Below are 22,240 nucleotides of genomic sequence, written 5' to 3'. Positions count from 1 at the left end.
CGCCGTTATATGTCCGGTACACCCGCGGTATTCAAAACAACCCACATGCCCCTGCAAATATTTGACATCAGGGAAACAGCAGGACTGATAAGCCTGCCAACGCCACTTTACAGGCCGGACTACAATTTTATTGTACACCTTACGCACGGGCGTGCCAGTCAACAGGTAGATGCGGCGGTAAAACACATCGGCCCCCATGATGTGCTCTTTGTAAAACAGGGCAATGTAACCGCCCTGCTGGAAACCAGTGACGACGTGGAAGGGTATGTGGTGGTTTTTGAAGACAGCACCCTGCATCATCTTTTGTCCAAAGAAAAACTGATACACCTGTTCAGCACCGGCACAGTGGTGACATTGCCGGCGGAAACCAGCCATTGGCTTACGCCGTTGTTCGGGCTGCTGACACACGAGCTCCAGCGGTTCTCTCCCGACATGGCCATCTGCTACTCCCTCTTCCAGGCTGCACTCATGAAGATCATCGCGTCAGATAGCGGTCGGCATAAGTCAGTGACCCGCAGCAGTGAAATCACCTTCGCATTTAAGGAGCTCGTGTATAAACATCATGTAGAACAAAGAGCGGTTTCCTTTTATGTAGACAAGCTGGCCGTCTCCGTGAATTATTTGAACCGTTGCGTGCAACAGACTTTGGGCACTGCGCCGAAAGAGTGGATCAACAAAGTGAATATTTTACACAGCCAGCTTTTGCTACAGGATTTTACGAAAGATATTGCGGCCGTGGCTTTTGAGCTGAACTATGAAGACCCCGGTTATTTCGGTCGTCTTTTTAAGAAGATCACCCACCTGACACCCTCCGAATACAGGGCTTCCCTCGTGCAGAGTTTGTCCTGATAAAGGTAGATTCTGTTCGAAAGCAGCCGATGCCAGCCAGCGACCTTTGTGTTATCAAACTAAAGGAAAACATGAAACGCTTATTGCATCAGTCATTGCTTATCAGTCTGTTCGCATTTTATTCAGATGGTATTTTCGCGCAATCTGTTAAAGATATAGCCGGGGTATCGGTAACCGCTCATGGCGAAAGCCAGTTTAATGATCTCCCGGAGGGCAGCGGTCTTCAAGGCAACAAATTTAAATACAATACATACGATGCATGGTTGTCATTACCGCCCATGCATTTCGGGAAAACGCAGCTACTCACGAACATCAATTATCGCCAGCTGGCTTTTTCTTTTGATCAGAAAAATACGGACCACCTTTATCAGCTGGACAAAATTCATGAAATAAAGGCCGTGATGATTGTCCGCCATCCCATCGCAAAGAGGTGGTCAGTGCTGGGCATACTCATACCCACTGTGGCATCGGATTTTAAAAGCGGGCTTTCTTCCGATGACCTGATTGTGGACGGTATCTATGGGGTATCTAAAAGATTTGGTAAAAAATCCAACCTGGAAGTGGGTTTCGGGCTGCATGTCATGTATTCCTTCAACGAATTTTTGTTCACCCCCGGTATATCCGTCGATTATAAAAGCAACAACGGTAAATGGGAAGGACAGTTCTATTGGCCCAGGCTCAATGTGGCTTATAACGTAACCTCCAACACACAGGTAGGCATCGCCGGCTCTATCGACTGGACCCGGTATAACCTGAAGAACTATACGGATTTTGAAGGCAAAGAGATAGACTACGCCCAGTTCTCCACTGTTCATGCCGGCATACAGTTTAACCAGCGTATTTATAAAAATCTGTGGTTCGGGTTGCAGGGCGGTATGGGGCTGTTCGGCAGTTATAAGCTTTTCAGTCCCGGTCACGACACCATCCGGAATTTCAGCATCAGCAACACCGCCTATGGCAAAGCCATGATCACCTACCGGTTGAAGTAGCCGTCCGTTTGTTGGAGGAATTGTTTATTTTAGCCGCTGTTAACCACGGGCCATACCGATCAACAATGAACAAACATTCCGAATACGAGAAAATGCCCAAAAATCTGAAGGGTCTCCACCTGTCAGAGAAAGCGATGCAAGACCTCAATAAATTAAAATGGGTAGTGACAGAGAAAGTGCATGGCGCCAACTTCAGCTTCGTGTACGAAGATCATCAGTTGCTATTTGCCAAAAGAAAAGCTTACCTGCAATGGAGCGACGATTTTTTCGGCTTCCAGACGGTCGTTGCCGGTATGGAAGAACAGGTGGTTCGTTTCTTTGAACAGCTGGCGCAGGATGTGCCGGCACAACGGTATATCCTCTACGGGGAATTGTTCGGCGGAAAGTACCCGCATCCCGCAGTAGCGCCTGACCCGCATGTACAGGCTATTCAGACAGGCGTGTATTACAGTCCTGTTGTCCGGTTCTGTGCCTTCGATGTTGCCGTGGAAACCGCTGACGGCACTAAACGTTATATCGATTATGACACTGCCATCGTTTATTTCGAACGGTTTGGCATCTTCTATGCGAAAGCGCTGTTCACCGGTAAATGGAACGAGGCGCTGAATTTCGATACCCGCATTCATTCCAGTATCCCCGCGCAGCTGCAGCTGCCTGAGCTGCCATCCAACCTGATAGAGGGAGTGGTGATCAAACCGCTGCGCCATTCGGAGCTTGCCACGCTGGATATACGCCCGGTCATCAAACTGAAAAATCCGGAATTTGACGAAGAGCAGAAATTCCATGAAGCGGAAAAGTGGTCATTTATCCCGGAGGTAAGTTCCCGGTCGGAGCAGCTTTCCTTCCTGGTGGCAGAAATGGCGCGCTATGTCACAAAGAACCGGTTAAACAGCGTGCTGTCGAAAACCGGCCGCTTTGATACCGGCAATCAGCAACGGACAGAGGAGATCCGGAACGAGTTCCTGGAAGACGTGTGGGTTGATTTTAACGAGGACAGTGGTAATCTCCTCGCTGATTTGGATGAACAGGACCGGCGCTGGGTACGGGAGCGTATCGCTGCCCGTATAGCGGTATTGATGGCAGATCAAAATATGTGACAGCGTACATACCTTTTTAGAGGAAAGCCTCCGGACTTGTCTCCGGAGGCTTCCTGATGTGTGACAGTTATTGTTTCACCATAGTATAAGTCAGTTTATCGCCTTTCGTTAAAGCGCCTTCTACATAATATACCAGTGTTTTACAATCGTAGCTGGCGATGGTGCCTTGCAGTTTGCCGTCGCTGGTGAGGGTATTGCCTTTCACTTCCCAGGTGCCATGGTCAACGGTCTGTTCCTGGCATACGGTGCCGGCGTCGTGGTAAGTGTAGGTGCCATTGGCTTTCAGCTCCATGATATCGTCTTTTTCACAGTCTTCCAGGTAAGTGAGATAATCGACAGGGGTGGCGGTGGCGTTTTCCCGGTATTGCAGGGCGGTCAGTTTGTATGAGCCGGAAAGGCCGGTCACGCTGATCTCACAACCGGAAGGGCTGCTTTTTTCTTTTTTGCAGGAAAACAGCAGGGCGGAAGCGATCATTACAGTCAGGGTGCATTTGATGGTCATTGTTTTCATATATTTCGTTTGAATCTATTTTACAGTAGTACCCCTGGTGTTGACTAAAGGGTTGGGGAAAAAAGAAAAAATATTTTTTTTGAGGATTACCCAACCTTTGACAAAAAACGGGGGTATTGATGTTGGCGGCCGTATATGCGGTACCTTTATATATCAGTATTTGTAATGTATTAATAGAGCAGTAATAAGATGAAAAACGCGGTATTACTTTTTAGCGGGATCTGTTTGATGGGCTGTGGGACCTCCATGAAACTGGCCGTACCGGAGAAATTTAAGGAGCAGGCCACCATGCAGCATGTGACCGGGGCAAGGGGCAACAGGATGTCATTTGCTAATTTTACCACTTCAAAAATAAAGAGAGGGGTGCATGTCAGTTACCCGGGATGGGGCCCGGTCCATGGTTTTTTCTGGGAGAACCTGTTGCTGAACCAGGCGGGCATTTCAAAAACCGAAACGGTGGAAAATGAAAAGGCGAAATTCCGCTATGCCATTACTGACGGGCATAATACCGTGGAGATATTTGCCCATGAGCGGCAGATGACCAGGAAACATGAATATGAAACCCTCGATAACCGCAGTATATTGAGTGGCTTTGAGGTATTGCAGGAGCACCGGTATATTTTCTCCGCGCTGATCAGCGTGGACACTACGCAGGAGAGCAAAAACTGGGAACTGGTGATGACCAACCTGTACGACCGGAAAGCGCAGCACGACAACAACCCTTTTGCTTTTATTAAACAGGAAGATGAAGGGATGGCCACCAATGGTATGGACACCATCCATATCAAACCGCTCAGTATCAAAAAGACAGAATTGTCCAACGGTAAAACAGGACAGTTGCTGTTTAAGATGTTGTCGGGCTATGAGCTGAGCACGAAGGACGGCGTTATCGCCATTATTGACCTGATTGACCGGAACGTCTGGTTTTATAATGAATTGTCCCCTGCGGAGAAATTGAACGTGAGCGCCATCACCACCGCGCTGTTTGCAAGGAAAGTGCATGACACCAAGTGGTAGCTGGTTGATTTACATTTTTTTGATTTTGGGATTTTGTGGTCGGGGAATTTGATGAGACAATAGTATTAAACGGTTTGACAGACAACTGGAACAGGATTTAAAGCATATCATCGCGGAGTGCCGCCAGGGCAACAGGAAAGCGCAGGAGCTGCTGTACAGGCAGCTCTATGGCTTTGCGATGGCCATTGCCATGCGTTATGCCAACGACGAGCATGAAGCCGGCGATATCCTGTGCCATGCCTTTGTGAAGATGTTCCGCAGCCTGCACACCTTTGATGAAAGCAAAGGCAACTTCCATGGCTGGCTGAAAAAAATCGTCATCAATGAAGCGCTGGACATTGTCAAACAACGCAGCCGCTTTTCCAGCCTTGAACTGGAAGCGGTGGAAGAACCGTCTGTCAACAATAGTGTGATCGAAAAAACAGATGCCGCGGACATCTTACAGCTGGTCCGGAAGCTACCGCCAGCCACGCATGCCGTCTTTGTCTTATATGCCATTGACGGTTACACTCACAGGGAAATTGCCATGCAATTGAATATCAGTGAGGGGACCAGTAAATGGCATCTGAGCGAGGCGAGAAAAATTCTTCAGCAAAAATTAACAGCAACAAAGCTTTAGTGAACACAACCACTCCATACGAAAAATTAATGGCAGCAAAGCTGGACCAGGTGCCTGTTCCCGATATGGCGGACAGCATTTGGGCTAATATTGCGTTGCAGTTGGATGCGGTTGCAGACACTCCGGATGATCATTCCTCAGATGACACAAAAGACCATCAACAAACAGACCATCAACCTACAGAAAACAACACACCTCAACAAACCGCTGCCAGGAAAAGCATTGTAAAGTACCTCAGTAAAGGCTGGTACGGCTTCGCCGGTGCCGCCGCCGCAGCCACCGCATTATGGTGGTATACCAGCCATCACACACCTGTACCTGAAAAAACAGCCCCGGTAAAACCCGTACCGGAAACACACGCGCCGGCATCGCCGGACAGTAGTACCTCTGTGAAGCCTGCGGAAGACAAACCCGTTCCGGCCAATAAAAAGAAGGACAGCATCTCGCTGATGGACGTGCTGTTGCCTGCTGTTCCGCCACCGGATTCTTCGGCAAGACAAGTTGTACCGCCGCCCATGGTGGATTCCGCTGCCGTACAGCATCAGCGGTACCTTCCGCTGGAGACGGACTCCATTCGGACTGCCCCCGTTAAAAAACCACGCGGCGTAAAAGGCATCACGGAAGATGATTACCGGATATCCGTGCAAAAAGATTCCTCCGGAAAAAAGAACTAGTAAAACCAGCCCGATTATCTTTTCCGCAAAATGTCGTTAATTTGTCCTTTACGAAAACCTATAGCATGTTTACATACGAACGTAAAACACCGGTGGACATGGACTGTGGCATCACCGTGTATATGCAGGTACTGGGCGCTAAATGGAAACCCTGCCTCATCGATATGATCCATAAGGGCTATCAGCGGCCCAGCGAAATGCACCGCCTCATCAGCGAAGCCTCTCCAAGGGTGCTGGACATGCAGCTCCGCGAACTGGAAGCCATGGGCATCGTACAGAAAAATACAGGGACCGGTTTCCCGCTCCGGACACATTACACCCTCACCGAATTGGGCATATCCCTGGTACCGGTGATAAATGCCATCGACAACTGGGGAAAAAAATACGGAGAACAGGTGAAGCAGGCCATTGCCGGAGCGGTAGCGTGATACCGAATAATTTTTCGGTTATTGACTCTTGCAGAACGGATACGGAGCTTTGTGTCCATAAATCTGTAAGCATCATGAATAACACAATTATTGGCAAGGCTTTTACCCTAAAGGACAGCATTTTTGTTCTACTGTGGCTCGGTATTCTTTTTATTACGTGGACATTCATGCACGGGGCAGATCACTATCTGCAGTTCACCCGTGAAACAATGGGAAAATATTATTCCGTCAGGTATTTCCTGATCATGCATATTACTTCCGGTGGCGGCGCGCTGCTACTGGGACCAATGCAGTTCTGGAACAGGCTGCTGGCCAACAAGCGGTTGCACCGCATTATCGGATATCTTTACCTGCTGGCCATCCTGGCCAGTAGCCTCTGCGCCGTTGTGCTGGCTGCTACCTCTGCTTATGCCATCAACTGGGCCTACGCCTTCTCCCTGCAGATATGGGTGTCTGTATGGATCACCACCACCGGCATCGCTTTCTGGCTGGCATTGAAACGCCGTTTTAAGGAACATAAGGATTGGATGATCAGAAGTTATCTTGTGACCCTGGCATTTGTGGTGTCCGGACTGATACTGAAAATGCCGGTGACATACAGGCTGGGCAGCTTTGAAGATATCAGTCCCTCGTTTTTCTGGTTGGGATGGGCCCTTCCTTTGTATGGCTATGAAATGGTGAAGGCGGTGAGGTTAAAATAATACATGCGCCTTCACAGCAGGAAGCGGGCTATAGCTATTTCTATATTGAGGGGAAGCGGGAACGGACCATAAGGCAATGCCGGGGGAATTACTGTTCCCGTTCATGCCTTATACCGTTGGCATCAATCCGGCAGTTCCATTTACAAACCGGAAAAAGGCCAGTGGTATTCGCTTCTACGGTACCACTGGCAATCAGGTTATCTTTTTCTCCCCGTTCATTGGTATCCTCCATGAATATATCGATCGTCTTTCCTTCGAAGAGCAACACCGTGTTACCGGCGCTGTCCTGTTTGGTATCTTGCTGTGACAGCAATACCAGGTCTTTGTCGATCATCTCATTAAAATCCACATATATTCTTGGTCTATCCATGGGAGACGATAAATATCAGAACTTGATCAGCAGCTTTTCTGCTACCAGCTGATTGTCTTTATAATGTTCAAAATACCAGTCTCCGTTTCTTTTCACCACCAGGCCGTGTACCGGACCGTTTTCAGCGATGAAACAATCCTGTACGGATGTTTTCAGCAGCGTTAAAACGATTTTCGGAGCGGTATCGATCAACTGGTAGCCGTTGGCGATAGCCTGTGCGTACAGGGTGCCGGCGGCGTCTTTTACAGCGGGCGTCGCGGGAGCAGGGGCCGGTGCGGCAGGTGTGGAAGCCACAGGTGCTGCCGCCGGAGCTGCTACAGGAGCCGGCGCCGGGGTGGAGGTTACCACTTCCGTCCGTGCATGGGTGCTGCCGTTATAGGTGTACGGTTCATCTTTCAGGGAAGCGAAAGCATCTCTCATCGCCATATTATAGGAAGTGTTGAATTCCTTTTCCCGGCTTTTGCCTTCTTTACTTTTGAAGACGATGTTACCCTGACAGTCTTTTAATATCAGCGTCAGGTTGGTCGCGAACAGCGCCTTACGCTGTGTTACCTCTGCTTTCAGCGCCTCACACTTGTTGCCCGCCAGTTCCTTCGGAAGTTCCGTATTGTCAAAATAGGCGGTGAAACCTTTTTCTTCCAGCAACATCTTCGCCAGCGTGTTCAGGCCATACTGGTTGTCTTCGCGCGAAAAATCGAACCGCTCAGGTATCAGCACGTATTTGTAGTTATTGATGGTATTCTGGGCGTAAGCAGATACAGAACACATTACAAGGAATAATAAAGCGAATCTTTTCATATCGAAATTTGTTTCCCGGAGCGTTAGCCCTGAGCGATAATATTAATACTAAATGATGGTAGCGAATATATAAAATACCGATGAAAAGATGAGTTAATCTCTGAAATCCCGGGGCGTAAGCCCCCGGATTATCAAATTATATCATTTGAACAAATGCACTACGAGGTCCAGCTCAAACGTACCATTGGTGTAGTTGGCCAGCCCTGCGGTCTGGGAGTTGTAGACCAGCTGGAAGCCGGCGACAGACTTGTAATTGATACCAGCTCCGGCGCTGAAGCTCCGGCTGGAATGGTACATGCCGAACACGTTGACAAGATCTTCCAGGAAAACAAAATTGGCGCCTGCATCGATGATATTCTCATAACCTTTTATACCACGGAGGCATACCTTCGGCTCGATGGACGTCAGCTGATCGTTGACAGGGAAGCGGTAGGCGGCTGCGGCAAAAAACACGTTGCGGTTGATGCCGAAATCGGATGATTTGTCTTTTACGAGGCTGACCAGATTGGGCAATGAACCTTGCAGGGAAAACCCTTTATGGGTAAAGGCCATGCCGAAGTCGGCCTCAAAGTAGTTGTCCCGCCGGTTGAAGGCCCCGATATTCGGATCATTCATATCGCCGTTGATGGCTTTGGTATCCAGACGCCGGGCAATGAAAGCGCCGGACAGGCCGAAATGGAGCATGCTCCGCTCGTCTGCGTTGAGCGGCAGATGGTAGGCGTAGGAAAAAGCCACTTTGGTATTGTTAAGCAGACCGGCTTTGTCGTTGAAAATATTCATGCCGATGCCTACACGGTGAAACAGTTTATAGTCGGCGGTCAGGGATTTTGCTTCAGGTGCGCCGGGCATATCTGACCAGGGGCGTTGATAGGCGAGGTACACATGCAGTCCGGTGTCAATGCCGGCCATGGCCGGATTGGCGAGGTAGGGCGCCAGGAAGTACTGGGCGGCCAATGGCTCGTATAACTGCGACGGGTTACCGGCCGTTTGTGCTCCGGCATACAGGCTGCTGAGCGCGCCGACGCCCAGCAGCAGTATATATCTGGCTAACTGTTTAGTTCTCATGTACAATGGTGATAAATCCTTTGAATAATGGTTTGTTATCACCGAGGTCGATGATAAAGTAATAGGTGCCTTCTGCCAGCGGCTGACCGTTGACAGTACCTTTCCAGTTGTTCGTATAGCCACGCTGACGATAGATAAGACGGCCGGTGCGGTCAAAGATCTTCACTTCGTTCTGCGGGTACATATCGATATTTTTCACGACCCACACGTCGTTGATACCGTCGCCGTTAGGTGTCAGGATGTTGTTGGGTTCCAGCTTGTAATCTTCTTTTACGTTGATGGTGATCTCTTTGCTGACGCTGCATCCTGCCGCGTTGGCAATGGTCACCCGGTAAGTGGTGGTGGCCGCGGGCCTTGCGACCGGCGCTGCTGCGGTGGCGTCGCTCAGGCCGGTGGCAGGTTCCCAGCTGTAGCTGGTGCCGCCGGAGGCTATGAGGGTAACACGTTCACCTTTGCTGATGGTGGTATTGCCATTCACCTGCAAATCGCCGGCTGGCAATGGGTTCACGGTGACGGTCATCGCCGTGGACATTAAACCGGAGTTGTCAGGGTAGATGGCTTTTACGGTATAGCTGCCGCTTTCAGTGACAGTGAGGGTGCGGCTGCCTGCCCCGGGCACCAGGGTATTGTTCCGGTACCATTCGTATACGGGTGCTACGGTGGACTGTAATGTTACGCTGCCGCCCTGGCAGAAAATGGTATTGCCCTGGGCAGTGATCACCGGCGGCTGGTAGGCGGTCACTACGATGGTCCGGGCCACGGCCGCAGCAGGTTCGTAGTTGTTGTTGCCGGCCTGTGAGGCCGTGATGACAACGGTGCCTGCATTGCCTATAGTGGCGGTGTTGCCGTTAACGGTTATCACCGGTGTATTGTCGCTGCTGAAGCTGACAGGTAAACCAGAGCTGGCGGTGGCGCTGAGAGTAAACGGCGCGTCGCCCTGGTTTTTGTTGGCCGGGGCAGTGAAGCTGATTTGTTGCGATGCCTTTGTGATGGTAAGGGTGCCATTCATAAAGGTGAGCGTGTAATCGTTACTGTTAAGGCCTGCCGGTGTGATCACATAAAGACCTGCATCCGTGGCGCCCTGCGCTGTACCGCTGTAGGTCACTGTGCCGGTTAATCTGCCGGTATTGTCTCCGTTCACAAATCCCGTATAGTCAACACCGTTGCCGCCGGTATAGGCGGTGCCGTTATAGGTGCGGGTATCGTTTTTCGCGGTGACGGTCAGCGCTGCTTTGGCCACGTTGAAGGTTTGTGTTACCTGTGGCGCCGGCTTGAATTCGTTGTTGCCCGCCTGGTCCGCTGCGATGGTCACAGCGCCGGCACCAATCAGGGTGACGGTATTGCCATTGATGGCAGCCGGGCCGCTGACAACAGTATAACTCACTGGTAACGTGCTGCTGGCAGTAGCGTTAAGCGTAAAGGCGGCGTCGCCATAGGTTTTACTGTTGAGGGCAAGGAAAGAAATAGACTGGTCTGCCGGACCTACGGTCAGCGTACCGTCTGCAAGTGTAAAGGTATAGTTGGCGGCGCTTAAAGTGCCGGCGGTAATATGCACGGGGTAGGTACCTGCTGTACTGGTGGCATTGGCAGTGGTGCTCAATGCTGGTGTACCGGCCACAACGCTGTTGTTATCACTATAGACAAAACCGGTGATGGTGTAGGTGAGTACCGGATTATTGACGCCAAAGGCGCGTTGTTTATCATCTGCCTTCACCTGTAGCGGAGCTTTGGTGATGGTGAAACTTTGGCTCACCGGCGTAGCGGCGTTATAGTTAGCATCGCCGTTTTGTGTAGCCGTTACCGTTACTGTGCCGGAGCTGGTGATGGTCAGCGTATTACCGTTAACGGTAGCCGGACCGGCGGTTACCGCGAAGGCTACCGGTAAGCCCGCATCGGAAGAGGCGGTCAGGGCAAATGGAGCGTCGCCGTATTGTTTATTGGTAATAGCAGTAAAGTCGATCTGTTGGCCGGTCGGCGTAACTGTCAGCGTACCGGAGGTAAACCGGAAGTCATAATTGGCTGCGCCGAGGGTGCCCAGGCTAACGTTGATCGGATAAGTACCTGTCGGACTATTGATGCCTGCCAAAGTGCTGGTGGCGGCTGAACCGCTGATTACGCTGGCATTGTCGGAGCCTGTGAACCCGGTAATGGTGTAGTCCAGTGACGGGTTCGGTTGTTTATAGGCCTTTGTTTTATCGTTGGCAGTGACGGTCAGCATGGCCTTGTTGACCCGGAATGTCTGCGTTACCTGTGCGGCCGGATTATAGTTACCGTCGCCTGCCTGGTCTGCCGCGATGGTCACATCGCCGCTGCCGGTCAATGTGACGGTATTGCCGCTGATAGTGGCCGGCCCGCTGATAATGGTATATGTTACCGGCAGACTGCTGCTGGCGGTGGCGTTGAGTGCAAAGGCAGCGTCACCATAGGTTTTGTCGCTGATAGCCGGGAAAGTGATGGACTGCTGCGCGGTCGTTATGCTCAGTGTGCCGTTGGCCGCGGCCACGGTGTAGTTGGCTGGTTGACTGATACTCATGTTGACGATGAGCGGGTAGGCGCCGGGCTGACTAAGGATATTAGCCGTCGTGGAAACATTGATGGTGCCAACGATGACAGCGGCGTCATCACCATTTACAAAACCAACATAGCTGTAGGTCAGTGGCGGGTTGTTCTGGCCGTATTCCCTTGATTTATCATCGGCTTTGGCGGTCAGTTGGGCCTTGGCCACGCTGAAGCTTTGCGACGCGGGTGTTGCGGCGTTGTAGTTAACATCTCCTGCTTGTTCAGCTGTGACGGTCACCGTGCCTGCGCCGGTGATGCTGAGTGTATTACCATTGATGCTGGCGGGGCCACTGACGGTGTAACTTACCGGAAGTCCTGCACTGCTGCTGGCATTCAGCGTAATGGGCGCATCGCCATAGGTTTTGTTGGCAAGGGCAGGGAAGGTGATCGTTTGAGATGCTTTAGCAATGGTAAGCGTACCGTCCGCAAAACTAAAGTCGTAATTGGGGGCGGTCAGCGTGCCTTTGGTAATGCTAATAGGATAAGTGCCCGCATCGCTGGACACTGTAGCCATGGTGCTGATTATCGGGTCGCCGCTGTAGGCGGAGCTGTTATCGCCGTTCTTAAAGCCGCTCATGGTATAGTCCAGCACCGGGTTGGCCTGTTGATACACCCTTGTTTTATTATTGGCGGTGGCGGTCAGCATGGCTTTGTTGATGCGGAACGTTTGTGTTACCTGTTGTGCGGGATTAAAATTGCCGTTACCGGTCTGGCTGGCAGTGATGGTCACGGTGCCCACGCCGGTAATTGTCGCGGTATTGCCGTTCAGCGTAACAGGTCCGTTGCCGGAATAGGTGACTGGCAGACCGCTGCTGCTGGTGGCTGCCAGCGTAAAGGCCGCATCACCGTAGGTCATATCACTGATAGCAGGGAAGGTGATGGCTTGCTGCGCTACGCTTACAGTCAGCAGCCCACCTGATATCACGATGATGTAATTGGGTGAGGTTGGGATAGAATTGATGGTAATAGGGTAGCTACCTGGTAAGCTGTTCTGGCCGGCGGTAGTAGACAGGCCGACAGTACCCGTTAACGCAGTAGCGTCTTCCCCGTTGACAAAACCGCTGTAAGTGTAGGTCAGCGCCGGATTGGGCTGTCCATATTCTCTCGATAGGTTGTCAGCCTTCAGCTGAAGGGCAGCTTTACCTACTGAGAAGAGGTTCACAACAGGTGACGCTGCATCATGGTTAGCGTCTCCCGTCTGTGTAGCCGTTACCGTTACCGTGCCGGCGCCGGTGATGGTCAGTACATTGTTACTGAGCGTGGCTGGACCGGAAGCGGTGTAGCTGACAGGCAGCCCGGCATCACTGGTGGCGTTGAGTGTGATGGGCGCATCGCCATAGGTTTTATTGGCTAATGCCGGGAAGGTAATGGTTTGCGGTAGTTTATTGATGGTGAGCATACCCGGAACAAAACTGAAATCATAGTTGGCGGCGCTCAGGTTTCCCTGGGTAATGTTGATAGGGTAGGTGCCGGCATCGCTGGATACATCAGCGGTGATGGTCATGTTGGGCGTGCCGCTCACAACAGCCGTTGTTTCTCCGTTCACAAATCCGGTGATGGTATAGTCCGGCGCCGGATTGGCTTGCTGGTAGCTCCGGGTTTTATCGTTGGCTGTTACCGTCAGCCTCGCTTTTTTTACGGTGAATGACTGTACCACTGGTGTGGCAGCGGTATGATTGATATCGCCGTTTTGTGTAGCCGTGACCGTTACAGTGCCGATGCCGGTAAGCGTGATATTGTTACCATTCACAGTGGCTGGCCCTGAGACGGTATAGGTGATGTCAAGACCGCCGTCTGTTTGTTTGGTCAGTGTTACAGGCGTGCCGTATGTCACTTCAGCTGGTACCGTGAAATTGATGGTTTGCGAAGCCTTGGTGATCGTCAGGGTGCCGGGAACGCCTGTAAAGGAGTAATTATCGGCGCTGATAAGCGTGGCGGTCATGGGATTGATGGTGTAGCTGCCCGGCGGGCTGCTGATGTCGGCAATGGTCATATATCCCGGGGTGCCACGGACTACTGAGGCGTCTTCATTATATACAAAACCACTGTAGGTGCCCGTAAATGTTGGGTTGGCGGTACCGTATACCCGCGTTTTGGAATCTGCTGTAAGGGTAAGCACTTTTTTATTAACCGAAAACGGTATGGTCCTGCTTTTGGCGTCGTAGCCGTTGGTGGCAGATGCGGTGGCTGTGATCTGTGCGGTGCCTGCGCCTTTGATCACGATCTTACCGGCCACGATAGTAGCTACCGCAGGGTTGTCGGACGTAAAGGTGATAGTACCGCCGCCGTCGGTAGTGGCAGACGGCGTAATATTGTTGTCGCCATAGGTAGCCGCAGGTATCGGATTAACCATCAGGTTCTGGCTCTGTGACTGGTATTCAAAGGCGCCTGCATCGATAGCAGTGTTCTTAATGCGTGTCTGGCCGGCCAGGTCAGTAGTGCCTACCTGCAACGGATATCCGAAGTTGTTGGTTTGCGGGTCGCCACGGTTGATAGCCTCGCTCGTTACTTTCAGGGTAAGATCACCACTGGCTAAATTGGTAAAATCTATATTGAGAATGAATTGTGAAAAGCTGTTGTTGGTATAATAGGAAGAGCCGTTGATACTGTAGTAGTAATTGCTCAGGCCTCCTGCCTGTACTATATTCGAACCGGTGTTGCCGGTAATGATGCTGTTATAGGCATTCAGCTGACTGACGGGGTTTAACCTGATGCCATCGGAGAGATTGCCGGCAATAGTGACATTGGTGAGCGTAAGGGAGTTGTTTGTCACAAGAGTTCCCTGGTTAACCGGCGCCCCATTGCCAAAGAAGCTGCTGTTGGTGACCGCTGCTGTTGTAGCCGCGGAGAACCAGGCGGCGGCGCCTGCGCCGGCGGCCTTATTGCCATAAAAACGTGTATTCGCGATCGTTACATTCCCCGTAGCGTTGGCGAAAAAGCCCGCTCCATTTGGATTACCGGGGGAGGAGATGCTTTGCCCGCCGGTAACGGTCACGCCGTCGAGGGTGACATCACCGCCGTTGCTGGTCACCACATGGTAACTGTTGTTGCCGTTAATATTAGCGGAAGTAAGTACAATGCCATTGGTGAGCACATCGTTGTTATCGATGTCTCCGCTGAGGATTACAGGATTGGCGGCGATATTACGAGTGCCTGGCGAACCTTCTGTGCCATTAAACCCGCCATACACCGGTATATTGGGGATCAGTGCAAATGACTGGTTAGGATCGGTGGTACTGGGTTTATAAGTGCCTTTGGCCACCCATATCTGGCGAATGCCATTGGCCGGGATGGCTGCTGCGGCGAGTGCGTCACGCAACTCGGGCAGGGGAGAACTCCAGCTGCTGCCGTCTCCGGGAACAGCGGCCTGGTTGTTGACAAACAAAACACCGGCAAAACCGGCTTTTACAACAGACAGGTTACAGGGTGGCGTCTTTATCAGGTCGAGCGCTGCGGGCACAGGTGACGCCATGGTATTGTCCATCGTCCAGTTGGCTGTATTCAGTACCAATGACTGAAGTGTGGACCATGAGTTAGCGGCAGCCACATTACAGTTGTAACGGCCGTTGACGGCAGTGACATTGGGGATGGTCAGGCCGGTTGGCTGCATTGATTTGGAAGAGCTGAATTCACACGGGTCCAGCGTGGTTTCCCAGGTGGACCGGTTGATATTAAGCCCTCCTATGATAAAGGGAGCGGAAGGGCTGCCGGTGAAGGCAAACAGCTGATCGCCAGCCAGCCCGAGGCTGATATATTCGTTACCGGCAGAGTTCCGGGTAGCATTGAGACCGGTCACTGTACCGATGGTAGCGGTAAGTTTGTATTTGCAACGGACCACCACCACCTGCCCGGCTTTGATAACCGCCCCGCCGGAATTCCATGCGATGATGCCATCAGTTTGCGCACCACCGGTGCTACAGGAAAGCGACTGAAAGTTGCTGCCTGTCCATCCAAGGTCTGTAAAGTAAATAGTGGTATTCGCCGGGCAGTCACGTGATATCACAAACGAAAACGCATCGTCCTGTGTATTACCATCTGTGTCGTCGTCAAAGGTATTAACACCGGTAAAAAGCAGTTCACCGGGGTTGAACTGTGCCTGCGCAATGGGGATTATACCGGTTAGGAATAGTATAAAAATTACTGTCCTGCGTAAAATTAACTTCATAGAGGGGAAGCCTTTGGTATAAGGGATATATCGTTGTGTTGTAGGTCATGGCTTAAGGGCGAAAAGGAAATTGCCCGCCTGATAAGCAGATAATAAAATTGAGCGGAAGGTAAGGCTGCATGTTGTCGATAGATTGCCCGTTTCCTGCATTCTGCACCTGCATCGTTACTTTTAACGGCGCCATACGGTTGGTGGCATGTTTGGTGGTGCTATACACCTGTTGCCCATTGGTGATCGCCATATAATTGTTGTCAGGAGAGGAGAGCTGTCCGGGGTTTTCTCCCAACACCGGTTGGTAGACGTTGCCCGTTATCCTGTGTATATGCGGGGGTAGCTGGTTGGCAGATAATACCTCTCGTTCAGTGCCTAAAGTTTGTCCCAGTGTATAAGGGGGATTGCTTAGAAAGGCACCCACATGTAAAGGCACCCTGCCACAAAGATTAGGAAGGGCGAAGGTAGTCTTGCCATCGCCGCCATAGGTGGTACCCAGTAAGGAAAACAATGCGGTGTTTTGTTGAAGAGGTATTAATTGCCCCGCGCAGAATGCCCAGCCCTTAGGCTCAAACAGGCCTCCAAATATTTTTATTTCTCCGATATAAGCCATGAGTGACAGATGTATAAAATGAATATTAGTTCCGCGAAGGAAAGACTCCTTGTATCGCGATGAAAAACGAGATGACCTGGTACGGCTGCATATTGTTAAGTGGAGGGGCAGGCGTGCCATTGCTAATGGTGAAGGAGGCCGGCATATTCGCACTCACCCCTGTTCCCGCCGTAGTGCTATAAAGATTTCCCGTCGCGGCGGTACCAGCGAAAGCGCCCACCGGATTGTGCGTGTCGTTGCTGGCGCCGGTGGGAAGGCTAAGTTTGTTTGCCTGAACAGTATGTGTATGTGGAGGCAGATTGTCTGCGGTAAGGGTCACCTCTTTGGTCCCACCGAAAACACCCTGTACACGAAGTGTTAAGCCTAACCCTTGCCCCTGCCCAATGGCGACTCTGCCCCTCAGGTCAGGCAGTCCAAGGGTGGTAATGCCACTGCCTCCATAGGTGGTACCTAATAGAGAAAAAAGAGCTTGGTTTTGCTGGATAGACATCAACTGTCCCTCGCAACGGACATAACCTCCGGGCGGGTCAGGAAATGCGGCCATCATCACCTCGCCAATATACTGTGTTGTCCTTATCGGTGGGGTGCTGCCCGGGTATATACCTTGCGTGGCGATCACATAATTCATGCACAGCGAAGGCATCATATTATTTACCGGCAGATTAGCGGTGCTATTAGGATCAGTGATAAATGCGGCTCCCTGTGGAGTCGTCATGTCACTTACGTCCATAGCTACCATCTTCTCATCTGCATGATCGCTGTATCGCGGCGTGCCGGTGGCCGGCGCCGGATAGGCGTTGGCAGGAGAAGAGGTATTGGCAGTAGTACCAGTTTGCATCTGCACTTTAACATCAGCATTAATGCCATGGGTATGGTTGCTGATATGTGCTGCTGTCAATGGTTTGGTTTCGGTGCCACCGCTGGACCCGAACGGGTAGGAGGGGCTGCCCGGGCCTATTATCACCCGGCCTTGCAGGTTCGGCAACGCAAAAGTGGTTTGGCCGTCGCCGCCATAGGTAGTGCCGATCAAATTAAATAAAGTTTCGTTTTCGCTGATGGAAAGCAGCTGCCCGTTGCAGAACGCAAATCCAACGGGGGCAAAATTGTAGGGCACCAGGAATATCTCTCCGATAAACGCCTCGTCCATGTGGTTGAAATGATTTAGATAAAGGGATACGTATACGTCTGTTCACGTTTGAAAAACCACTGCAAAAGTATCATATATTTTTATTATTTCGCAAAATGTATATCTTTACGTCGTCCCTATAACATATGAACAACAACCGTCGCGCTTTTCTGCGCAATACTTCTCTGGCTACAGGCTTACTGCTGCTGCAACAACCGTTCCGGTCACTGGCCGCCGTTTCAGGCAATGCAACATACCTTCCCGGTAACAACCGTGAACTCCAGATATGGCATACCAATGATATGCACGGACAGGTGCCCGGCCTGCGCCCCTCCGGCGATCAGGGCATCCTGTTGGACGCGGGCGACTTTCTCCATGACGCCACTAACGCCAACGCACATAGGGAAACGATAGATGCCATGAACCGCGCCGGCTACCACGCGGCTACTATCGGCAACCGTGAACTGGCAGGCGGACAGGCAGCCCTGGCCGCACTGTTGCCGCACATGCAATTCGCATTGGTTAACTGTAATTACCAATTCACCGATAAAACACTGGCCCGTCAGGTACAGCCGTATAAAATCGTATATGCAGGATCGTTAAAAGTAGGCATCACCGGCGTAGGACCGGCATTGCCGGCCGACAGCGGCGTCACTGTTCTCCCTCCGGTGCAGGCGGCCAACGATACGGCCGTTCGCCTTAAAAAAGAACACGGCTGCCACGTGGTGGTATGTCTTTCGCACCTGGGCTTCCGGCAGCCGGATGGCGTGGCTGACAGCAGTGATCTGGCCACCGGCTCCACCCACATCGATTTTGTGATCGGCGGGCATCAACAGAAAATTATTCATACCACCATGGTGCTGCACAACGCTCACCAGCATGAAGTATATCTCAGCCAGGCCGGCGCCAACGGCGCTATGATCGGCTCTATGAAAATGCAGTTCGACGAAACCCGCCGGCGATGCGGTATTGAGCCGGGTTGTATCATGGCCTGAAAGATGTGGTCATCGATCATCTGCTGTAAATGATTACATTTGCCGGCGTACGATCGATTTTAACCCATGCAACAATATCAGGACCTCATCAGGCTGTTTCCCGCTTACGAAGATGTTTTTTATGCCGATGTAAATCTGCACCGGCAACACTTCCTGCCGCTTGTTTCCATCAACCTCCGCGCGATACGTCCCGATCGCGATGAATGGCTGCACATCGTGTCCGTCAAAGAATTTTATGACGGCAGGGTAGGCGGGTCAAAAGAACAATATCACACATCATTTACCCAACCGGATGTTATCGGTTTTAATGTGGTGGACGGTAAGTTTTGTTTTGAGGCCGACTGGCGTTATTTCAACGATTATTCCATTATTCAGCAGGAACAATACACGAACAATTTCCCGGAACAGGAAATTGAATACAATATGAACGAGGCCATGTACCAGCTGAAGAAAGCATATTTTCAGCAATACGGGCGGCTGTACGAGGGCGAATTTAACCGGCCCGGTTTACAGGTGAAGGATATCCGCCGGCTGGAACGCCTGCGTGCTTTAACGCCGGCAGACCTGCAGAAGGATATTGTGTCGGACTACCTGGCGGAACTGCACCAGGAACGCCCTGCGGGCATCTTTACGGCACTGGCGCCGGAGGAGTTTGCTGGCGACTGGCCCTTTAATAATGACATGGGTCCTTCTTTTGAATACATCGGTACCATCGATGGCAGTGAATTCCAGCATATTGCTCCGGAAGGTATCAGTCTTTTTTACAGCCCGGCAGTAAAAAAAGCTATGGTCACATTCGGCAACACCTGATAAAAAAGGAAACCGGGCTGGCATATTCCAACAGTTACCCTCGCGATAGACATTATGAACTTCACTAACCTGCTCAACGTCAACTGAGGACGGGTGCGATAGCCAGGGAAAGCTGGTAAATCAATCTTAACGGATATTTATGATAAAATTAATGACGGCGGACATCAGAGGTGGGCACAAAAATGCGTATATTTATTCCTATAAACGATACCATGAAACAGTTGCTGTTAACCACCCTGATGTGGCTGTTTTCCCTTACCACCTTTGCACAGCAGAAGATGAACCTGGCGAAACTACTGTTTGACGAAGCACCTGCGAAAGTATTGCAGGGCATAGCCAATGTACGGGAAGGGAAGATGTATGACCTCACCAATATGATCTCTTATGGCATAGACAGTAAAGGCGCTCTTTTATTTGACCGCTACGCGCCGCCACACATAGAGCTGTTGGCTTACAATGATAAGGTGGCAGGATTTGCCTTCCGTATTTTGAGCTACTCGGCCCAGCAGGAAATAAAAGATTACCTGGAAGACCATTACGCCCTGAAGCTGGCTGACTCTTCGCATCTGGGTAAACAATACGGCTATACGGACAGCCAGGTGACGATTAACTTTCAGACGGTGCCGGAAGCAGGATTCAGACAGGGGAGGAACGGGTACCTTGATATAAAAACGAAGACGCTCACTAAAGCGATAGCCATACAGGAAGAACGGATTAAAAAGGCGCACTAACCAGTGCGCCTTTTTTTATTTGTTCAGGTCAATGTATTTATAATGGTAGATAGTGATAGCCTGTGCGGGCGTGTTGGCGGTAACGTTTCTGTACCAGCAGGTATCGGTGTCCATGTTTTCTTCATAGGGATAATTGATTAATTATTATATATTTTAACTGAATGATAATGAATGAAATTTAATTTATTTTCATTTATATGTAAATAGATTTCCCGGAAAGAAAAAAAATATGATTTCTCCTTCACCCTTTTTTGGGAGATGAGTGCCTGATATAAATTATCATATACCAGGACCATAATAACAGGATTGTCGTCAGATTTTATGTGAATCGCAGCTAAAAGGAGATGATGGAAATAAATCCGGATTATTTTTTACTTTGTACGGCTAACAATGAACGCGCAAAGTGGCTTATGCATCGACCAGGATCAGGAGAGGCTGTTTCCTTTGAGGAACAGTTCAGGCAGCACTATACCTTTTTATGTACGGTAGCCTACTATATTGTGGAAGACGAGGATGCGGCCAGGGACGTGGTACAGGACTTTTTCCTTTACTGCTGGCATAAACGCCATATCATCCGGATCACACACGACTTTAAGAGTTATGCCGCCCGTGCGGTTAAAAATGCTTCACTGAATTATCTGAGGAAGTCCGGCAAAACGCAGCTGGAAGAAATTCATGTCATCGAGGAGTTGACCCGCTATTTCCCGCTGGAAGACAAAGAAGAGGAAGAGCAACGCAACAGGGCGCTGTGGGCGGCGGTGTCCCGTTTGCCGGAACAGCGGCAGCGTATATTCCTAATGAGCAACCGCGATGGCCTGAAGTATAAAGACATAGCGGCTGTCCTGGATATTTCGGTCAATACCGTGAAAACACAGATCAAACTGGCATTGCAGTTTTTAAGAAAGGAATGTGGATGGATGGCACGGATGATATCTTTTTTATTTTTTTTATCCCGCTGGTGAAAATGCCTTCACCCTTTTTTACACTTTGATTGCCTTAATGATAACCGGATATGAATTTAGATAACAACGAGCACGATATAGACTGGGACAAGCTGATGGAACGGCTGGAAGAAGGTCAGCTGCCTTCCGGCATGACGGAGGCTGAACTGAAAGCGATGGCAGCAGCCAGGGAAATGCAGGCCAGGCTGAAAGCCGGTAGCTTTTCCGCGGACGACGGCTGGCAGCGGTTTACCGGGGCAAGGGCTCAACAAAAAGGGCGTATACGCGTACTAGTGAGAACAGCGTTGGCCGCAGCGGTCGTATTGGCCGCAGGTGCCGCCTGGTGGACGTTCCGGGCCCAACGGCCGGTCGTACAGCTGGCCAATGCCCAACCGGCAGAAAAAGTTATGCTGCGCCTCTCAGGCGGCCGTACGGTCACCCTTGGACAAGACACGCAACTAATACAAAATAACCCGATTGCCCGTATAAAAGCCCATACAGACCATCTCGAGTATGCAGCCGGCAGCGGTCAGGAACAGGTAACGGTCATGGACACACTGGACGTGCCCAGAGGCCGGCAGTTCTCGCTCCGGCTGGCAGATGGCACACAGGTATGGCTGAACGCCGCCTCCCGCCTGATATTCCCGGCCGCCTTCCACGGCGCCGCCAGGGAAGTGACGGTAGAAGGAGAGGCTTTCTTTGAAGTGGCCCGACAGGAGTCACAGCCTTTTATCGTTCACGCCGGCAAAACAGCCATGAAAGTGCTGGGCACCGGCTTTAACGTCAACGCCTATGGGCAGGAGCTGATCACCACGCTGGCCACCGGCAAACTGCTCGTAACAGCAGGGCAGGAGCAGGTGGTGCTGCAACCGGACGAGCAGGCCATATTAAATAACACAACAGGTTCCCTACGGAAACAACCGGTGGAAGCACATCTTTTTACTGCCTGGAAAGAGGGCGACCTGTTCTTTGAAGATGCGCCCCTGCAGGATATTACTGTCAGCCTGGCCCGCAGCTACGACTACAACTTTATATTTGACGATACCGACCTTAAGAAGATGAGTTTTACCATAGATATACGCCGCCCTGCGGCATTGCAGGATGTACTCAACCAAATCACGAAAAGTATGCACACGGTCCGTTTTGAAGTAGATGGCCGTACGGTGCATGTGAAAAAACAATAGTGCAACA

20 protein-coding genes are annotated in these 22,240 nt (G+C 50.9%); 13 read left to right on the top strand and 7 right to left on the bottom strand.

What is annotated here, in order from left to right; all coding sequences use genetic code 11:
- Positions 1–45 precede the first annotated feature (45 nt).
- From ACTJJS_RS29525 to ACTJJS_RS29515, 3 genes are all read left to right on the top strand, one after another.
- A complete protein-coding gene (locus tag ACTJJS_RS29525) occupies positions 46–849 on the top strand; it encodes a helix-turn-helix domain-containing protein (protein ID WP_440667228.1) in 804 nt (267 codons plus the stop codon).
- 71 nt (positions 850–920) lie between these two features.
- Positions 921–1,838: a DUF6268 family outer membrane beta-barrel protein gene (locus ACTJJS_RS29520; RefSeq protein WP_440667226.1), complete on the top strand. Its 918-nt coding sequence runs from the start codon at positions 921–923 to the stop codon at positions 1,836–1,838.
- Between the two features lie 65 nt (positions 1,839–1,903).
- Positions 1,904–2,935 (top strand): RNA ligase family protein, encoded by a 1,032-nt coding sequence (locus tag ACTJJS_RS29515; protein ID WP_440667224.1) that lies wholly within the window; start codon positions 1,904–1,906, stop codon positions 2,933–2,935.
- Positions 2,936–3,002: 67 nt separating this feature from the next.
- Here the strand turns inward: ACTJJS_RS29515 and ACTJJS_RS29510 are convergent, their stop codons facing one another.
- Complete coding sequence (locus ACTJJS_RS29510) at positions 3,003–3,446, bottom strand: lipocalin family protein (RefSeq protein WP_440667222.1); 444 nt, start codon at positions 3,444–3,446, stop codon at positions 3,003–3,005.
- 189 nt (positions 3,447–3,635) lie between these two features.
- On the opposite strand from ACTJJS_RS29510, the gene ACTJJS_RS29505 reads away from it, so the two are divergent.
- The 5 genes from ACTJJS_RS29505 (at position 3,636) to ACTJJS_RS29485 (ending at position 6,885) form a co-directional block, all read left to right on the top strand.
- Complete coding sequence (locus ACTJJS_RS29505) at positions 3,636–4,463, top strand: hypothetical protein (protein ID WP_168873614.1); 828 nt, start codon at positions 3,636–3,638, stop codon at positions 4,461–4,463.
- 64 nt (positions 4,464–4,527) lie between these two features.
- A complete protein-coding gene (locus tag ACTJJS_RS29500) occupies positions 4,528–5,082 on the top strand; it encodes an RNA polymerase sigma factor (protein ID WP_440667445.1) in 555 nt (184 codons plus the stop codon).
- A 29-nt stretch (positions 5,083–5,111) separates the two neighbouring features.
- Positions 5,112–5,756, top strand: coding sequence for a hypothetical protein (locus tag ACTJJS_RS29495; protein WP_440667220.1), 645 nt, complete (start codon positions 5,112–5,114; stop codon positions 5,754–5,756).
- 65 nt (positions 5,757–5,821) lie between these two features.
- Complete coding sequence (locus tag ACTJJS_RS29490; protein ID WP_440667218.1) at positions 5,822–6,184, top strand: winged helix-turn-helix transcriptional regulator; 363 nt, start codon at positions 5,822–5,824, stop codon at positions 6,182–6,184.
- Between the two features lie 74 nt (positions 6,185–6,258).
- Positions 6,259–6,885 carry a DUF2306 domain-containing protein gene (locus tag ACTJJS_RS29485; RefSeq protein ID WP_440667216.1) on the top strand — a complete coding sequence of 209 codons (627 nt, stop codon included), beginning with the start codon at positions 6,259–6,261 and terminating at the stop codon, positions 6,883–6,885.
- A gap of 88 nt (positions 6,886–6,973) precedes the next feature.
- Here the strand turns inward: ACTJJS_RS29485 and ACTJJS_RS29480 are convergent, their stop codons facing one another.
- From ACTJJS_RS29480 to ACTJJS_RS29455, 6 genes are all read right to left on the bottom strand, one after another.
- Positions 6,974–7,255: a hypothetical protein gene (locus tag ACTJJS_RS29480; protein ID WP_440667214.1), complete on the bottom strand. Its 282-nt coding sequence runs from the start codon at positions 7,253–7,255 to the stop codon at positions 6,974–6,976.
- 15 nt (positions 7,256–7,270) lie between these two features.
- A complete protein-coding gene (locus tag ACTJJS_RS29475) occupies positions 7,271–8,053 on the bottom strand; it encodes a hypothetical protein (RefSeq protein ID WP_440667213.1) in 783 nt (260 codons plus the stop codon).
- A gap of 141 nt (positions 8,054–8,194) precedes the next feature.
- Entirely contained in the window at positions 8,195–9,118 is a 924-nt protein-coding gene (locus ACTJJS_RS29470; protein WP_440667211.1) for a PorP/SprF family type IX secretion system membrane protein, read from the bottom strand.
- Positions 9,108–15,842, bottom strand: a complete 6,735-nt coding sequence (locus ACTJJS_RS29465) for an MBG domain-containing protein (protein ID WP_440667209.1) — start codon at positions 15,840–15,842, stop codon at positions 9,108–9,110. Before ACTJJS_RS29465 ends, ACTJJS_RS29470 begins: the two co-directional genes overlap by 11 nt.
- 52 nt (positions 15,843–15,894) lie before the next feature.
- On the bottom strand, positions 15,895–16,446 hold the full coding sequence (locus ACTJJS_RS29460) for a phage tail protein (RefSeq protein ID WP_440667207.1): 552 nt from the start codon (positions 16,444–16,446) through the stop codon (positions 15,895–15,897).
- 25 nt (positions 16,447–16,471) lie between these two features.
- On the bottom strand, positions 16,472–17,593 hold the full coding sequence (locus ACTJJS_RS29455; RefSeq protein WP_440667205.1) for a phage tail protein: 1,122 nt from the start codon (positions 17,591–17,593) through the stop codon (positions 16,472–16,474).
- A gap of 125 nt (positions 17,594–17,718) precedes the next feature.
- On the opposite strand from ACTJJS_RS29455, the gene ACTJJS_RS29450 reads away from it, so the two are divergent.
- The 5 genes from ACTJJS_RS29450 (at position 17,719) to ACTJJS_RS29430 (ending at position 22,233) form a co-directional block, all read left to right on the top strand.
- Complete coding sequence (locus ACTJJS_RS29450; protein ID WP_440667203.1) at positions 17,719–18,567, top strand: hypothetical protein; 849 nt, start codon at positions 17,719–17,721, stop codon at positions 18,565–18,567.
- A 66-nt stretch (positions 18,568–18,633) separates the two neighbouring features.
- On the top strand, positions 18,634–19,377 hold the full coding sequence (locus ACTJJS_RS29445; protein WP_440667201.1) for a hypothetical protein: 744 nt from the start codon (positions 18,634–18,636) through the stop codon (positions 19,375–19,377).
- Between the two features lie 212 nt (positions 19,378–19,589).
- Entirely contained in the window at positions 19,590–20,108 is a 519-nt protein-coding gene (locus ACTJJS_RS29440; protein WP_440667199.1) for a hypothetical protein, read from the top strand.
- A 410-nt stretch (positions 20,109–20,518) separates the two neighbouring features.
- The gene (locus ACTJJS_RS29435) at positions 20,519–21,070 is read left to right on the top strand and encodes an RNA polymerase sigma-70 factor (protein WP_440667198.1); all 552 of its coding nucleotides are present in this window, start codon (positions 20,519–20,521) and stop codon (positions 21,068–21,070) included.
- Between the two features lie 50 nt (positions 21,071–21,120).
- The gene (locus ACTJJS_RS29430; protein WP_440667196.1) at positions 21,121–22,233 is read left to right on the top strand and encodes a FecR family protein; all 1,113 of its coding nucleotides are present in this window, start codon (positions 21,121–21,123) and stop codon (positions 22,231–22,233) included.
- Positions 22,234–22,240 lie beyond the last annotated feature (7 nt).

Origin of the sequence: Chitinophaga sp. 22308 (assembly GCF_052045305.1) — a bacterium.
In the GTDB taxonomy this organism is placed as follows: Bacteria; Bacteroidota; Bacteroidia; order Chitinophagales; family Chitinophagaceae; genus Chitinophaga; species Chitinophaga varians_A.
This window is presented reverse-complemented; position numbering and strand designations above follow the sequence as displayed.

Excerpts from the sequence above, each read along its gene's own strand:
- ACTJJS_RS29525 (WP_440667228.1), top strand. The coding sequence starts at position 46 with ATGCCCCTGCAAATATTTGACATCAGGGAAACAGCAGGACTGATAAGC.
- ACTJJS_RS29520 (WP_440667226.1), top strand. The coding sequence starts at position 921 with ATGAAACGCTTATTGCATCAGTCATTGCTTATCAGTCTGTTCGCATTT.
- ACTJJS_RS29515 (WP_440667224.1), top strand. The coding sequence starts at position 1,904 with ATGAACAAACATTCCGAATACGAGAAAATGCCCAAAAATCTGAAGGGT.
- ACTJJS_RS29510 (WP_440667222.1), bottom strand. The coding sequence starts at position 3,446 with ATGAAAACAATGACCATCAAATGCACCCTGACTGTAATGATCGCTTCC.
- ACTJJS_RS29505 (WP_168873614.1), top strand. The coding sequence starts at position 3,636 with ATGAAAAACGCGGTATTACTTTTTAGCGGGATCTGTTTGATGGGCTGT.
- ACTJJS_RS29495 (WP_440667220.1), top strand. The coding sequence starts at position 5,112 with ATGGCAGCAAAGCTGGACCAGGTGCCTGTTCCCGATATGGCGGACAGC.
- ACTJJS_RS29490 (WP_440667218.1), top strand. The coding sequence starts at position 5,822 with ATGTTTACATACGAACGTAAAACACCGGTGGACATGGACTGTGGCATC.
- ACTJJS_RS29485 (WP_440667216.1), top strand. The coding sequence starts at position 6,259 with ATGAATAACACAATTATTGGCAAGGCTTTTACCCTAAAGGACAGCATT.
- ACTJJS_RS29480 (WP_440667214.1), bottom strand. The coding sequence starts at position 7,255 with ATGGATAGACCAAGAATATATGTGGATTTTAATGAGATGATCGACAAA.
- ACTJJS_RS29475 (WP_440667213.1), bottom strand. The coding sequence starts at position 8,053 with ATGAAAAGATTCGCTTTATTATTCCTTGTAATGTGTTCTGTATCTGCT.
- ACTJJS_RS29470 (WP_440667211.1), bottom strand. The coding sequence starts at position 9,118 with ATGAGAACTAAACAGTTAGCCAGATATATACTGCTGCTGGGCGTCGGC.
- ACTJJS_RS29465 (WP_440667209.1), bottom strand. The coding sequence starts at position 15,842 with ATGAAGTTAATTTTACGCAGGACAGTAATTTTTATACTATTCCTAACC.
- ACTJJS_RS29460 (WP_440667207.1), bottom strand. The coding sequence starts at position 16,446 with ATGGCTTATATCGGAGAAATAAAAATATTTGGAGGCCTGTTTGAGCCT.
- ACTJJS_RS29455 (WP_440667205.1), bottom strand. The coding sequence starts at position 17,593 with ATGGACGAGGCGTTTATCGGAGAGATATTCCTGGTGCCCTACAATTTT.
- ACTJJS_RS29450 (WP_440667203.1), top strand. The coding sequence starts at position 17,719 with ATGAACAACAACCGTCGCGCTTTTCTGCGCAATACTTCTCTGGCTACA.
- ACTJJS_RS29445 (WP_440667201.1), top strand. The coding sequence starts at position 18,634 with ATGCAACAATATCAGGACCTCATCAGGCTGTTTCCCGCTTACGAAGAT.
- ACTJJS_RS29440 (WP_440667199.1), top strand. The coding sequence starts at position 19,590 with ATGAAACAGTTGCTGTTAACCACCCTGATGTGGCTGTTTTCCCTTACC.
- ACTJJS_RS29435 (WP_440667198.1), top strand. The coding sequence starts at position 20,519 with ATGCATCGACCAGGATCAGGAGAGGCTGTTTCCTTTGAGGAACAGTTC.
- ACTJJS_RS29430 (WP_440667196.1), top strand. The coding sequence starts at position 21,121 with ATGAATTTAGATAACAACGAGCACGATATAGACTGGGACAAGCTGATG.